Origin of the sequence: Mycobacterium sp. E740, assembly GCF_001672895.1 — a bacterium.
Classification (GTDB): domain Bacteria; phylum Actinomycetota; class Actinomycetes; order Mycobacteriales; family Mycobacteriaceae; genus Mycobacterium.
In genome coordinates this window covers 1-14,682 of sequence record NZ_LZKP01000130.1, presented here as the reverse complement: position 1 = coordinate 14,682, position 14,682 = coordinate 1, and the positions used below count along the sequence as shown (strand labels likewise).

12 protein-coding genes and 1 pseudogene are annotated in these 14,682 nt (G+C 62.7%); 6 read left to right on the top strand and 7 right to left on the bottom strand.

The features are described 5' to 3' along the window. Positions 1–614, bottom strand: a 614-nt coding sequence (locus A5663_RS12645) for a cbb3-type cytochrome c oxidase subunit I (RefSeq protein WP_197503380.1), incomplete at its 3' end; no start/stop codon positions are given. Between the two features lie 161 nt (positions 615–775). Between A5663_RS12645 and A5663_RS12640 the strand changes: the two genes are divergently transcribed. The 3 genes from A5663_RS12640 to A5663_RS12630 all read left to right on the top strand — a co-directional run bounded on the left by A5663_RS12640 (position 776) and on the right by A5663_RS12630 (position 3,344). Beyond that, complete coding sequence (locus tag A5663_RS12640) at positions 776–1,891, top strand: iron-siderophore ABC transporter substrate-binding protein (RefSeq protein ID WP_068149015.1); 1,116 nt, start codon at positions 776–778, stop codon at positions 1,889–1,891. 10 nt (positions 1,892–1,901) lie between these two features. After that, on the top strand, positions 1,902–2,177 hold the full coding sequence (locus A5663_RS12635; protein ID WP_068149010.1) for a YciI family protein: 276 nt from the start codon (positions 1,902–1,904) through the stop codon (positions 2,175–2,177). A 120-nt stretch (positions 2,178–2,297) separates the two neighbouring features. Continuing rightward, positions 2,298–3,344: an NAD(P)-dependent alcohol dehydrogenase gene (locus A5663_RS12630; RefSeq protein WP_068149007.1), complete on the top strand. Its 1,047-nt coding sequence runs from the start codon at positions 2,298–2,300 to the stop codon at positions 3,342–3,344. A gap of 104 nt (positions 3,345–3,448) precedes the next feature. Here the strand turns inward: A5663_RS12630 and A5663_RS12625 are convergent, their stop codons facing one another. After that, complete coding sequence (locus tag A5663_RS12625) at positions 3,449–3,919, bottom strand: hypothetical protein (protein ID WP_231976768.1); 471 nt, start codon at positions 3,917–3,919, stop codon at positions 3,449–3,451. A 1,264-nt stretch (positions 3,920–5,183) separates the two neighbouring features. Next, a pseudogene (locus tag A5663_RS12615) lies at positions 5,184–6,030 on the bottom strand (ATP-binding protein); the annotation flags it as partial. Positions 6,031–6,591: 561 nt separating this feature from the next. On the opposite strand from A5663_RS12615, the gene A5663_RS23560 reads away from it, so the two are divergent. Beyond that, on the top strand, positions 6,592–7,209 hold the full coding sequence (locus A5663_RS23560; protein ID WP_068149000.1) for a hypothetical protein: 618 nt from the start codon (positions 6,592–6,594) through the stop codon (positions 7,207–7,209). Positions 7,210–7,241: 32 nt separating this feature from the next. On the opposite strand, the gene A5663_RS12605 is transcribed toward A5663_RS23560, so the two are convergent. The 4 genes from A5663_RS12605 to A5663_RS12590 all read right to left on the bottom strand — a co-directional run bounded on the left by A5663_RS12605 (position 7,242) and on the right by A5663_RS12590 (position 12,466). Further along, positions 7,242–8,831 (bottom strand): hypothetical protein, encoded by a 1,590-nt coding sequence (locus A5663_RS12605; RefSeq protein ID WP_156744461.1) that lies wholly within the window; start codon positions 8,829–8,831, stop codon positions 7,242–7,244. Between the two features lie 22 nt (positions 8,832–8,853). Further along, positions 8,854–10,485 (bottom strand): hypothetical protein, encoded by a 1,632-nt coding sequence (locus tag A5663_RS12600; protein ID WP_068148993.1) that lies wholly within the window; start codon positions 10,483–10,485, stop codon positions 8,854–8,856. A gap of 133 nt (positions 10,486–10,618) precedes the next feature. Further along, the gene (locus A5663_RS12595; RefSeq protein ID WP_231976769.1) at positions 10,619–11,440 is read right to left on the bottom strand and encodes a protein phosphatase 2C domain-containing protein; all 822 of its coding nucleotides are present in this window, start codon (positions 11,438–11,440) and stop codon (positions 10,619–10,621) included. A 360-nt stretch (positions 11,441–11,800) separates the two neighbouring features. After that, entirely contained in the window at positions 11,801–12,466 is a 666-nt protein-coding gene (locus A5663_RS12590; protein ID WP_197503378.1) for a VWA domain-containing protein, read from the bottom strand. Between the two features lie 879 nt (positions 12,467–13,345). Between A5663_RS12590 and A5663_RS12585 the strand changes: the two genes are divergently transcribed. Beyond that, a complete protein-coding gene (locus A5663_RS12585) occupies positions 13,346–14,356 on the top strand; it encodes a DUF2510 domain-containing protein (protein ID WP_082974094.1) in 1,011 nt (336 codons plus the stop codon). Between the two features lie 66 nt (positions 14,357–14,422). Beyond that, the gene (locus A5663_RS22610) at positions 14,423–14,671 is read left to right on the top strand and encodes a DUF2510 domain-containing protein (RefSeq protein WP_082974093.1); all 249 of its coding nucleotides are present in this window, start codon (positions 14,423–14,425) and stop codon (positions 14,669–14,671) included. The last annotated feature ends 11 nt before the right edge of the window (positions 14,672–14,682 follow it).

Here is a 14,682-nt window from a genome sequence, read left to right as displayed (position 1 = left end):
CGGAACATCGTCATACCGGGTGCGCGCATGCACACCACCGTGGTGATCATGTTGACGCCGCCGAGGATGGTGCCCAGACCCGAGATCGCCAGGCCCAGGATCCACAGGTCCCCGCCCGCGCCGGGCGAGTGGATGGCGTTGCTCAACGGCGCGTACGCCGTCCAGCCGAAGTCCGCCGCGCCGCCCGGCGTGATGAACCCCGAGATCGCGATCAGAGCGCCGAAGACGAACAGCCAGAACGACAAGGCGTTGAGCCGCGGGAAGGCGACGTCGGGCGCGCCGATCTGCAGCGGCAGCACCAGGTTGGCGAAGCCGAACACGATCGGAGTGGCGTAGAACAGCAACATCACGGTGCCGTGCATCGTGAACAGCTGGTTGAACTGCTCATTGGAGAGGAATTGCAAACCCGGCATCGCCAGCTCGGTGCGCATGAACAGCGCCATCAGCCCGCCGATGAAGAAGAAGATGAAGCAGGCGACGCAGTACATGATGCCGATCATCTTGTGATCGGTGGTGGTGATGAGCTTGTAGACCAGGTTGCCCTTGGGGCCCAGTCGCGCCGGGAACGGACGCCGTGCCTCGAGTCTTCCGATTGGGGGCGCTTCGGCTACCAACAGGTCCTCCATACATCCAGGTCGGGACATCTCCGCGGTTGTCTCGATGAATCCTAGCTTCTGCGTCGTCAGCCACTCGGGGCTGGTCCTACAAACTGTCGTATTCGATCGCCGACGCCGGCTCACCGTTCGTGGACTGGCCGGATGTTACCGTCGGCGACGTGCTGATCAGCGGACCGCAGTGGGGGCTCGCGGCCTCCCGGGCGGTCGGCCTCGCGGCGATCGCGGCGGCACTCGGCGTCACCGTGCTCAGCGGCTGCGGCTCGTCTGGCAAAGAGACACCCGACGCCGCCACCACGCAGCCCGTCGTCACGAGCACGACGCGAGTCGCCGGGGCGGGTGTGCTGGGCAATCAGCGCAAGCCTGACCAGTCGTGTGCGCCGGAGCCCACGCCCGTCGATCCGGGGCCGCCGGAACGCCCGGTGCGGCACGCGGCGGGTGAGACCGTTGTACGCGCCGACCCGCAGCGCATCGTGGTGCTCTCCGGCGACCAACTCGACGCCCTGTGCGCACTCGGCCTGCAGTCACGAGTGGTGGCGGCCGCGTTGCCGGACGGGTCAGACAGCCAGCCGTCGTATCTCGGCAAGGTGATCCACGACGTTCCGGGCGTCGGCACGCGCAGTGAACCCGACATCGACGGTATCCGGGCCGCGAGGCCCGAGTTGATCCTCGGCTCTGAGGCGTTGACGCCGGAAGCATTCGGCGAGCTGTCGAAGATCGCGCCGACGGTGTTCACCGGGCCGCCAGGGCCGGCGTGGTCAGACACCCTGCGCGCGGTGGGCGCTGCGACGGGACGCCAGGACGCCGCGACCGGCCTCGTCGAGGAGTTTCAGCGCGCCGCGCACAAGACCGGCTTCGACAACGACGCCACGCATTTTCAGGCGTCTGTCGTGCAATTCAGCGACACCACGATGCGCGTGTTCGGCGTGGACACGTTCCCCGGCAGCGTGCTTTCCGACGTCGGCGTGGATCGCCCTGTGACACAACGGTTTACCGACAAGCCCTACGTCGAGGTGGGCATCGCCGACGCCGACCTCGCGAACAATCCGGACCTGTCTGTCGCCGACGGTGACATCGTCTACCTGTCGTTCAACTCCCCTGCGGCCCGAGAGCACGCTCCTGCCGTGATGGAGAGCAAGGCGTGGAAGAGGCTCAGCGCCACTCGCGACGGGCGTGTCCTGGTGGTCAACAACGAGGTGTGGCAGAGCGGGCAGGGCATCGTGGCCGCCCGCGGGATGCTCGACGACCTGCAATCGCTCAACTCACCGATCAACTAGCGTTGCGGCCGTGTTCCACGTCTTGAAGTCGACCTATCTGCAGCCACCCGACGTCGTCAACGAGACCAGACCCGTGCACCTCGAATGGCTCAAGGCCGAGGTCAGCGCCGGACGCATCGTGCTCGCGGGCCGCCAGGAGGACGAATCCGGCGCCGTGCTCATCACCGGCGACCTCGACGCCGACGAGGCACAGGACATCGTCGACCGCGATCCGTACACGCTGGCCGGCGTGGCCCGCTACGAGCGACTGACGTTCAACGGAGCGTTCCGGGCACCGGGACTGTAGGACACATCTCACAGCTCGAGCTGGAATCAACCGGGTGCCGTCGCCCGTTTTCGAGGTAGGTCCGCCGCACCGTGAGCGGCGTTTTCCTCGATAGTCACTCGAAGCAGAAGAAGGCCGTTTATGAGCACCGTTTCCGCATATGCCGCCCCGTCGGCGACCGAGCCGTTGACCAAGACCACGATCACCCGTCGCGAGGTCGGTCCGCATGACGTGGCGTTCGACATCCACTTCTCCGGCATCTGCCATTCCGACATCCACACCGTGCGCGACGAGTGGGGCCGGGCGAACTACCCGATCGTCCCCGGGCACGAGATCGCGGGCGTCGTGACGGAGGTCGGCGCCGAGGTCACCAAGTTCAAGGTCGGCGACCGCGTCGGCGTCGGCTGCTTCGTCGACTCCTGCCGCGAGTGCGCCCAGTGCCGCGCCGGTGAGGAGCAGTACTGCGCGAAGGGCATGGTCGGCACCTACAACGCGGTCGGCCGCGACGGCCAGCCGACGCAGGGCGGCTACAGCGGCGCCATCGTCGTCGACGAGAACTACGTGCTGAGCATTCCCGACAATGTCCCGCTGGACGCGGCTGCACCGCTGCTGTGCGCAGGTATCACGGTGTATTCGCCGCTGCGCCATTGGAATGCGGGTCCCGGCGCTCGGGTGGCGGTCATCGGGCTCGGCGGCCTCGGACACATGGCGGTCAAGCTCGCGCACGCGATGGGCGCGCATGTGACGGTGCTGAGCCAATCGCTGAAGAAGATGGAGGACGGCCTGCGTCTCGGTGCCGACGAGTACTACGCCACCTCCGACCCGGAGACGTTCACCAGCTTGAGGGGCTCGTTCGACCTGATCCTGAACACCGTGTCGGCCAACCTGGACATGAGCAGCTACCTGGGACTGCTCAAGCTCGACGGCACGCTGGTCGAGTTGGGCATGCCGGAGAACCCGATGGCCGTCCCGGCAGGGGCGTTGATCTTCGGGCGACGGCGCATCGCCGGCTCGCTGATCGGCGGCATCGCCGAGACACAGGAGATGCTCGACTTCTGCGGTGAGCATGGAGTGCTGCCGGAGATCGAGGTCATCGCTCCCGACTACATCAACGAGGCGTACGAGCGGGTGCTGGCCAGCGACGTGCGGTACCGGTTCGTGATCGACACGTCGTCACTGCGCGGCTGAGTTCTGCGCGCGACTGAGTTCTGCGCGCGACTGAGTTCGCCGAGACTGCGGGCAGATCGCGATTTCGCCGGAAGTTGCGATCTCTCTGCAGTTTCGACGGCGGCCTAGAAACCGCGAATGTCCGCGGGCGTAATGAAGAAGCCGTGACCGGTGCTGTCGTAACTGATGCGGGTACGCATTCCCTGGGGCTCGACGGTCCAGCCGTTGGACTTGAAGGCGTCGCTGTCGACGGATACCGGCGCGGTAGCCGGCTCGGCGATGGTGCCTCGCTCCCAGACGAACGGGCCGGCCCCTCGCACGACGGCGAGGTTCGGCCGCTGGTTCCACTTGGACGTCTCGAAAGGCGCCTGGCCCCAGGGCTGTCCGTTCGTCAGCGCGCAGACCGTCATCGGGCCGCCGCCGAAGGCCACTTCATCCGCGCTCAGCAGGCACCGTATGGCGCCGGACTGAAGGAGCACCTGCTGTCCCACATCGGCGGATGCCGGCGGCGCCAGGAGCACCGCACCCAGAATCGACGCACCCAGGGTCGATGCACCGAATGCCGTTACTGCTCGACGAATCATGCCTGTCTCCACGTCACACGCCATCACCCTCAGCCGGATTCATTTTGGTATATAGGTCGCCTGGTCGTTGCCTGCCGCAATGACATCCTCTGGGTTGGGAGCGGGACAGCCGTTTGGGCCAGGCGGGAGGGTCCAGAACGCCATCGCGACCGTGAACCTTCCAATGCTGAACGTGAGGAGGCTAACCCAATTGGACTTGACGCTCCGCTCCAGGCCCTTGAGTGTCGCCGGACCTGGCCAGGTGGTACCCATCGCCAGGAATCCGCCCTCGCCAGCACTCACAGACTGCGGAGTATTGCTGGCTCCCGTAGGGATGTGGGCATTGGCGTCTAGATGCACGTTACGGCGTGCCTGTGCCACTTGGTCCTTCGCTGTGGCGGCATCTGGCCACTCTTCGATGATGTCGTCGAGGATGTAGAGGCTAGTGCCATCGTTGTACCGGCCCCACACACCACCGGTCGGGGTTCCTGGGGGTATACCCTGCCCACCTAGGCTCGGAAGCCCCTGCGCCACCGGACCCTTCACGGGCCAGCAGAGGACTTCGTGCGCACCCAAGGTGGGACGGGGCCGAATGTAAATCGAGCTGCCGTCTTCGATTAGGTATTGCGTGTACGGCTCAAACGCTACCCACACACTAGGTGTCGTCGAGGCCGCGGGCGGCGCGGAAGAATGTGTCGGCGCAGCTTGGGCGCAGCTGGCGAGGACGACTGCCATGGACATCACCACCAGCATCACCCGCTTAACCGGAAGCACCGCCAGCTGTAGGCGTTGCGAGGGTCCAGGGGCTTCGCCCACGCACCTGAGCAGTACTGAAGACTGCAGGCACCGTTCATAACGACTCCTTGTGCGCCGCCCCGCCATGTGCACCGCCAGCTGTAAGCGTTGTGCGGTCAAGCGGCGCTGCGCCGATGTACCAAACCTCCGATCTGAACAAGGTGTGCGGCATCCGGGAGCAGTAACTCATCACATCGACACCACCGAGCTGGCGTTCGGCATGGGCTGGAGCGGCGAACAAGATAGCCGACACGGCACCGTCAGCGTCGTCGCGTTGATTAATCGTTTCATCACCGATGGACCCCTCCCGTGGTTACGGCAAATTGACCCAGATGCACTTTTCACAGTATTTCAAAGAATTAGGATTCGCCGGGCCTTGCAGGCATTTGTAGGCGGTGAACTAGACCGCGCGCCGAGCGCGCCGCGTGGCATCGGCAGTGACGGCGCTCATCGAAAATCCCCGGCTGTGCTCGCCGAATTCTTCACCTGCGAGCAGCGCTCGATGTAGTTGTTGGCGGGTACCAATGGTGGTTCGGCACAGGGTTCGCGCGGCGGCGCGGCGGTCACGTAGGCGGTAGGACTCGCCGTCGAGCTTGATGACCACGGAGCGGTGCAGCAGGCTGTCGAGCATGGCGGCGTCCACGGTGGTGTCGCCGAGAACTCACCCCCATGCACCCACCCAGCGGTTGGTGCTGATGACGATGCTGGTCTTCAATACCGTCGGGAGACTGCGTGAAACACCGTCCCAGCGGCTTCGACGGCAACGGAAGGCACCCGAGTTCATCGATCACCAAAAGGGTGGGGCCAGCGTAGAAGCGCATGGTGGTGGCCCCAGCGTCCCTCGATCGCGGCGGGGTCGCAGCGGGCGGCCAAATCGGCGGCGGTGGTGGTGTCGGTACGGCAGCTGGCGTGCGCGGCCGCCCTTGCGAGGCCGACCGACAGGTGGGTCTTGCCGGTGCCGGATGGTCCGATGAGCAGGATGTTGCTCGCTGTTTCGAAGTAGCCGGCAGGTGCGCAGTTCGATGAGTTTGCGGTCGATCCCGGCGGCAGCATCGACGTCGAAATCGCCCAGGGTGGGGGGTGAATATGCAGGCGAACCGCATCCGGCCGACCAGTCGGCGGGCGGTGGAGGCGCTTCTACTCCGACGGCCAGCAGCCGCTCCAAGGCAACGGTCAGCGACAGCCCCTCGGCGGTGGCCTGGTCGAGCACCGACGGTAAGACTTCAGCGGCCGCGGCCAGATTGAGCTCGGCCAGATGCGAGACACAACTGCTGATAGCGGCTCGCCGCCGACAACGGCAATTCGTCTTCCATGATGGTGGCCTTCGTGAACCGCGGGGTGGGGCTCACTGGACGGTCCTGTTCTGAGCGGCTCGCTCGTAGGCAGACAGATCGACGCGGAATGGTGCTTTCGGCCAGTCATGTGCTCCATCGTCGCTTGCGACATCGGGGGCCACAGGTCTCTGAAACCTCGAGGACTCAACTACAAGTAACACGCTAGTCGTATCGTGTGGAATTTGATTGTCAGGTCGACTCGGTGGGAGTAGCAAGGTGAAGCCGACAAGAGGCGACATGCGGGGGACGCCAAGGCATCGGCACGCTGCTTCCCGAAGACGCCAGCGCGCCCGCACGCACAGACGCTTCGAGTTCGCGCCTATCACGTTCATCGTCGCCGCGCTTGTCATGACCGCCGGCCTTGGGATCGCGTTAATCGACCATCGAACCTCAACCGTCGCAGGATCTCCTGTGCCCGTGCCCAATACGTCGCCGCTTACCTCAGCGCCGGTTCCCCCGACCGCGGAGCCGCCTCCAAGGAGTGACACGCTTGCGGCTGACTTCACTCAACTGCAGAACACCGTTAACGGCCGGGTCGGGATCGCACTGAAACAACTTGGGGGAGATAGAGATCCGGTGGTGCTGGGCAACTGGGAGAGCGGCCCGGCATGGTCCACCATGAAAGTGCCGCTGGTTATTGCCGCACTGCGCGCGGAAGACCCCCCGGCCGTTACTGAGGCAATGAAAGCCGCGATTACACGATCCGACAACGCGGCGGCTGACGAAATATGGCACAGCCTCGGCGACCCTCAAACGGCCGCCACGAAGGTCGGCGAGGTCCTCCACGCAAGTGGCGATCCGACCACCGTGCAATCGCAGAAGGTCCGACCGCCGTTCAGCGCGTTCGGCCAGACCGATTGGTCGCTGGTCAACCAAGTCCGCTTTCTGGCATCCGCCGCTTGCGATGACAATGACCGCCCAGTGTTTGACCTCATGAGCGAGATTTCCGCTGACCAGCAATGGGGCCTAGGAACCATTTACGGCACACGCTTCAAGGGCGGTTGGGGTCCGTCCGAGGCGGGAGCCTACCTAGTGCGCCAGGTAGGTGTGATTGGCAATCATTCTGATGGCTTTGCCGTTGCTATCGCCGTCCAACCAGCATCGGGATCCTTCGACGACGGCACAGCAGAACTCACAGAAGTCGCCACTTGGCTTGAAAAGCACACTGACGCAGTGCCATCCGGCCACTGCTGATCATAGGCCGTGGGGCAGCGAATATTCGGCAGCTAGAAGATGTACACCTTCGCCTCATTACCGCCGATGCAGGTGATCCACCGGTCACTTCCATGCCTTGCACACTGCATCACGAAATCATTTCCCTGGCACACCACGCCGGGACTGCTCTGCTGCACTTCCAGGCACCCGACGGCTCCCCGCGCAACCACATGTTGAACTGTGTCCAGCGATGGGTTGCTGGCCCAGTACGCTTGGCCGACGTTCCAAGCAAACATGCACGACGTCTTGTTCGACCCAGGGCCAACAAGGCCGCCGGGGTGATTCGGAATCGGCTTTCCGCCAATGCAACTACTGTCTCCCTTCAGATCCGACGTTTGAAGCAAATCGGGCGGTGGAACCAACTCGACAACCCGGTCTGTGGACGTCGGTGAGTCGATTGAGTAACTCGTTTCGCCGTCTGTCCAGCCGTGCGTAGTTGGAGATGTTGTGGTGGTAGTGCTTTCGTGGTTGTTGACGAGAGCGATTGACACTACGACTGCTGCCACAGCGACTGCTGCGGCGACACCGGCCACTATCTTGGCCGTCGACGAGGACTGTTTTGGTGCTGGTGTCCATCCGCTGGTCGGTGCAACGGCAGGTTGAAGCGGTGCTCGAGCACTGCTCGGTGGCTGCGAGTAGGCGCCCGATTGCGCTGATGGCCTGGAATGCACGGTCGGTATCTGTGGCGCTGCGATGGCGGTGGTGGTCGCAACCGGGGTTGTCGGTGTGGTCAGCTTGCGGTGTTGGGCTTCTTCAATCGCGTGGCCGAGGACGTAGGTCCACGCTTCGGGTAACGGCCGCTGGTCTGCTGGTTTGGTCAGAGTGTCTGTGATGAGTTGACGCAGCAAGGCCGGGGTGGTCGGCGGAAGATTGGCCGGGGTGGTGGTGTCGTGGTCCCCCGCAAGCAGCCGAAGTGCAAGTAGCCCGAGTTTGTAGGTGTCCGAATACATGGTGGCCAGCTCTTCACCACCGGGCACCTGCCAGCCAGGGGTCTCGACCTGGGTGAGTGCCGAGACGCCATTGATCCGCATCGCATCGCAGTCGATCAGGTAAACGGCCTCACGCGGCGTCAGCGAATAGAGCAGGTTTTTCGGAGAAATATCGCCCACGCACACTCCGTGCTTGTGCAAAAACGCCAACCCCGATGCAGCCTCGCGTAACAGCGCATAACGCTGCGCGTCATCGACGCTGATGCCGCGCGCGGCCAACACCGACGGGTGGTTGAGTAGATGCTGAAATTCCGCGGTGGCAGACGACACCCCTTTGACGGTGGTCAACTCGATAAAGAACTCCGCAGGAATAACCGGCATCACGAATCCACTTGGCACGCCGCCGTTTTCCACCAAGGCACATGGCCAAGCAGCGAGCGCGATCAAACGTTCTGCCTCTTTATAGGACAGGCTGTCCTCGACCAGGGCAGGCATCTCGGCCAGTGCAGTGAAATCAATCCCCGCAAGAGCGTGACTCTTGTACTCCTTATAGACCATCGACGCAGCGAACTTAGTCTTCACGTTCGGGGCGGCATAAACCATCCCCTGACCGCCCTGACCAATCCTGGTCAACTCCCCCAGCTTGGCGCGCTGAATCACCTGCGCAGTCACCGCCAACCCCCCAGCGAGCACATCAATTGTGTGCCGTACGCCCAGAATGTGTCGTGCTGATGACCCCGGCGTAGCAGTGATCCGCATCGAAGCCTTGGTGTGTGCACCACGCTAGGGCGGACGCCGAATCATTGAAGGTGTAGGGCGCAATAGTGACCCAGTAGTTTGGTGCCTCGAAGTTCGCCCAGTCGCCCGACCACAAAAGTTTGGCATTGTATTGACGGCGCAACCGCTGATGCTCCTGCAGTGTTGACGCGTTGTCATACACGATGCCATCGTCGTAGATTCCCGGTCGTTTGGAACTCAGCTGTGGAACCCACCGCTCGACCAGCTGGCTGCGGACGTATTCACGATCACCCGCAGCGAGCTGCTGCAGTTGAGTGAGGGCCGCGGCTTCAGGATCGATTATTGCCGTGGTGGTCGTCACGGCCGGCGCACTCGAATAAGCCGTATTTTCGGACGTCGGTCCATATGTCCAGCCGTGCGTAGTTGGAGATGTTGTGGTGGTAGTGCTTTCGTGGTTGTTGACGAGAGCGATTGACACTACGACTGCTGCCACAGCGACTGCTGCGGCGACACCGGCCACTATCTTGGCCGTCGACGAGGACTGTTTTGGTGCTGGTGTCCATCCGCTGGTCGGTGCAACGGCAGGTTGAAGCGGTGCTCGAGCACTGCTCGGTGGCTGCGAGTAGGCGCCCGATTGCGCTGATGGCCTGGAATGCACGGTCGGTATCTGTGGCGCTGCGATGGCGGTGGTGGTCGCAACCGGGGTTGTCGGTGTGGTCAGCTTGCGGTGTTGGGCTTCTTCAATCGCGTGGCCGAGGACGTAGGTCCACGCTTCGGGTAACGGCCGCTGGTCTGCTGGTTTGGTCAGAGTGTCTGTGATGAGTTGACGCAGCAAGGCCGGGGTGGTCGGCGGAAGATTGGCCGGGGTGGTGGTGTCGTGGTCCCCCGCAAGCAGCCGAAGTGCAAGTAGCCCGAGTTTGTAGGTGTCCGAATACATGGTGGCCAGCTCTTCACCACCGGGCACCTGCCAGCCAGGGGTCTCGACCTGGGTGAGTGCCGAGACGCCATTGATCCGCATCGCATCGCAGTCGATCAGGTAAACGGCCTCACGCGGCGTCAGCGAATAGAGCAGGTTTTTCGGAGAAATATCGCCCACGCACACTCCGTGCTTGTGCAAAAACGCCAACCCCGATGCAGCCTCGCGTAACAGCGCATAACGCTGCGCGTCATCGACGCTGATGCCGCGCGCGGCCAACACCGACGGGTGGTTGAGTAGATGCTGAAATTCCGCGGTGGCAGACGACACCCCTTTGACGGTGGTCAACTCGATAAAGAACTCCGCAGGAATAACCGGCATCACGAATCCACTTGGCACGCCGCCGTTTTCCACCAAGGCACATGGCCAAGCAGCGAGCGCGATCAAACGTTCTGCCTCTTTATAGGACAGGCTGTCCTCGACCAGGGCAGGCATCTCGGCCAGTGCAGTGAAATCAATCCCCGCAAGAGCGTGACTCTTGTACTCCTTATAGACCATCGACGCAGCGAACTTAGTCTTCACGTTCGGGGCGGCATAAACCATCCCCTGACCGCCCTGACCAATCCTGGTCAACTCCCCCAGCTTGGCGCGCTGAATCACCTGCGCAGTCACCGCCAACCCCCCCAGTCACAAATGGTGGCGAATCCTCGCCCCCGCGTCGGCCAGATCGGCACCGAACTCCAGTTATGTCCTTCCCCTACATGGGTCGGCGTGCCGAACCCGGTTCGCTTAATCAGTTGCCCAGTCATCGCTGTCTGTCCAAGCCGAGGGTGGGCGCTGGCTCCTGGCGGTGCCGCGCGCGCCGTGAAAGTGGGCGCGGTGGCGGTACGCGGGGCCAGACTGCTACTAGCGTACGGTCGTCGTCGAAAGTTTCACGACTGAAGTCAACCGCGTGAGCGAACTCGATAAGCGACGGTGGGTCAGGTCTGGTGAGGACGTCCCGCAGGAGGTTGCCCACGCCGCCCTCTCCGCTACCGAGAGGATCACCGATGCCGTCGGTTCCGACTATGAGAACCTCGCCGGCGGCAATTTCGACGACGGTCGGCGTCACAGCGGTGGGCACCCGAGGCAGTCCGGCCACTGCCGAGGAGGACACCCCGTCAGCCGACACTGGCTTGGCGCCGAGCAGCTCGATGAACCGACCCCCGGTGAGTAGCCAAGCGCTGGAGTCGCCGACGCCGACGAGGTAGGCGTATAGCAACCCCGGCTCGTTACATTCGATGACCGCACAGACCAGGGTGGTGGCCAAATGCTCTTCCGCGCATACGGGGTCGGGGGCGGGTAGGTTGAATAGGCTCTGGGCGCGCTCTGTAAGTGCCCAGGCGGTCGTCTTGATTAAGGCGGTCCAATCGGTCTCGGCGAGGTCAGCGCCAAGCTGGGTGTGGAGCCATTCGGCTGCTTGCTTAGTGGCGGTGCTAGCGCCGAGGTGTGACTGCGATGCTCCGGAAACACCGTCAGCAACTAAGACAATGACCCTCCCGTCGGGTAGGCAATGGGCCGCAAAATCGTCTTGGCGAGGCGCGCCGTTATAGCGATGCAGGTGTCCGCGCTGGGATACGCCCCGCATGGTAATCGCGCCCGTCGACCAACCATCAACGACCACGTCGGGACGAAACGGTAACGACTGGTACTTCGGCTCTATTACGGACGGTTCCACCGCGGGTGACGGCGCTCCCACCACGATCTGCGCGACCGTGGTTGGCCCCATGACCGCGGCTATACCCGAGGGATCGACAGCTCCATCACTCGCGCCGAGGGCGGTCGATACGCCGGCTCCCGCGATGCGAGCCGACTCTGCGGTGGGCGATAGCGGGAAGAAGCGATCGTCAACTGAGTCGCCCTCAGCCGACATTGAGGCGGGCGGTTCAGACGGGCGATGTTTTTGCTTTGGCTTCTTGAAGGGTGACCTCACGACCGACCGAGCCGCCTACACAACGTCCACGGCTAACGTGAACCCTTCTGGCTTCTCGAATTGCAGTTCGGCCGAGCCGCCCGCCATCGCCTGCCCGGAACTAATCACCGACTGAGTGAGCGATGTCAAGAATTCCGAGATCGCGGCGCCAGTATCCAGTCCGCGCGCGGCGACAAACGCAAATTGAGGTTTGGTTGCCAACTCGGTCACTGTAGCCGCATCGGCGTCACCTATGCCGAAGGCCAAGATGTTCGGTGCTGCTGGCTGAGACAGGAGACGCGCCCGAGAAGCCCGCCAATCCTCGTGTCCGTTCGGTAGACCATCGGTCAAGAAGAACACCGCCGGACGGTGCACCGTGTACCCCTGCGCCTTCAAACCTGGAATATCGACCGAGATGCGGTACGCCAACTGATCGAACGCCGCTGCATACGATGTCATCCCCTGAGATGTGAGCGTCGGCATCCCCGTGAGCAAACGCAGGTCTGCCGGTTCAAGGTAGGTGAACGCAGTATCGGAAAACCCCACGACGGAGAAACGCACCTTCGCCGCAGCAAACGACTCACGCTGCAACGCATCGTGCAACGACGACAAACCCTCATTCAGCTCACTGATATTGGGCCCCATCGAGCCCGACTCATCGGCGACAAAATAAACAAGAAGAATCGATCCCTTGGGTTCCACGTCTAATCCCCACCACTCGTTGACTTGGCCGCTTCCACGCTGTCGTAGAAGTCCCGGACGTGACTAACGTAATGCCAGCAGGCCAGAAGCGTAGGTCAATGTCAATATTCGGCAGACCCAGCCGCGTCTGTTCGAATGACTCTTAGCCAGGGTCAACGACAACTGTTGCGACCGCTCTGGTCGACTGCCGATTGCCTACCGTGGAGTGCACCGGTCAACCGGCGAGGGGTGCCGGGCAACATTGCTGGATACGGCAATCAGATCCGCCCGACACCCTTGAAGAAGAGCTATGAGCCGCACCCCCTGCAGCATGGCCGATCGTGGGGCCGCCGAGGCTGGCTGGCAAATCTGTGCGATGAAAGACGCAAGACAGATCAGCGTCAGTGTCAGCGGGGTTGATGGTTGATAGCCGGCGTCTGAGGCCTCGCCGTAGAAGCCAGACTGCGGAGAACAGTCGGCAGGCACCTGAGTCGGCTGTTGTCGAGCAAGGTTGGCCGGACGCCGGTGGGAACGTCATCAACGCCGCTGTTCACCGTCTCTGTCGCGCAGATATGGGCTCGACGCCGGAGCGTGTTCAACGATTGCAGGCAAGCTCGGGATTCTTCGCCATGGTGACATGGGTCAGCGCCACATCGATACGGGTCACCTCCCGTTCATGGGCATTGACCGCCTGCTCGAGCCGATCGAGTACGGCAGAAACCTTTTCGGTGCTGGTCCACAGAGCGATGTCGGCTCACGCCTGCACTGCGCGACAACGCAATCGCGATGTCGACCGCTGGGAGCCGACGAATCACGCTCACTTACAAACACCGACGGCACACCACGTGCCCGGTATTCTCCCATCGACAGTACGTTTCAGATATCGGGGAGGTTCCGCCCATGACGACGACCCCATCGGGCTGGTATGACGACGCAGACGACCCGAACGCTCAACGTTACTGGGATGGTCAACAGTGGACACCGCAGCGTCAGCGGAAGCCGAGGTCGTCGTCGCCAACGTCTCCCGCATTGCCGCCTCTTACGCAGCCGGCATATCGCACGCAGCCAAAGAACGATGTTATCGCCAGGCTGCGCACGAACCAATTGGCACTTCACCTCATCGGTGGAACACTTGGCGGGGTCGCGGGCGCTCTCTTGGGAGAGCTCGTCAATACCGACGCCTTCGCGAGTCGTATCGAATCAGTCGTCGAGACCGGCGTGTGGTTCAGCGTCTGCAGCGCCGTGATCGCCGCGGCGCTCTTCGTGAGCGCCGAGTGGTACCAACGCCGTGAATTGCAAGCGAGCCGCGTTCTGAAGGTGCTTTTGTTTGGCGCAATCGCCGGGTTCATCTCCGGCGCCGTGGCTCAAGGAGTTTTCTTGTTGGACATCGGCTCGTTCGACTTCAAGAACTACGTTCTACGGACCTTCTGTTGGGGACTGGCAGGTGCCATTATTGGTGGGCTCCTTTCCCGAACAGTTCCGAATCTAGGGTTAAGCCGTGGAAGCGCTGCGGGCTTCATCGGCGGCTGCATTGGTGGCCTCTTGTTCGTCCTCGTGTCAAACGGATTGCCTGAAACCTTGGGTCGCGTCATCGGTCTCGGTTCTTTGGGTCTGGCACTTGGACTGGCTATGTACCTCGTAGAGAACCTGTTTCGGGAAGCCAGCCTTGAAGTGATCTGGGCCTACAACGAGACGACGAGAGTGAGCCTGGGCCCCCAACCAATCACTATTGGGGGAGATATCGAGGATCAAATCTTCCTACGCGGCCTGCCGTCCCACCTAGGCAGCATCGTCTTGAACAACGGCCAGATCGAACACCTTGACAATTCGAACGGCACACGTACCCCGCTCACGGACGGCAGTCGTTTGACGATTGGTCCGATTCAGTTAGTTGTTCACGCGACGCAGTAGAAATTACCTCGGAACCGCAGACATGGCTTCGGGCGCTACGGTCCAGCAAACAGGAAGGTCTTCTCAATGACGGCACCCGATCATCCTGGCTGGTACGACGACCCGCACGACGCCACTGCACAGCGCTATTGGGACGGCCAAGAATGGACGCCACATCGACAGCGCAGGCCCATGTCGCCGCCAGTGCGGGCCGCCGTCACGCCACCTCAGCCGCCGCCGCCAGCAATGCCTCCTTCACAGTCACCTACGCCGCCTGCCGGCACCCGCCCGATTGGAGGCCTGCAGACTTCTGCGTGCACAGGCATTTGGCAGTAACGCGAACCAAT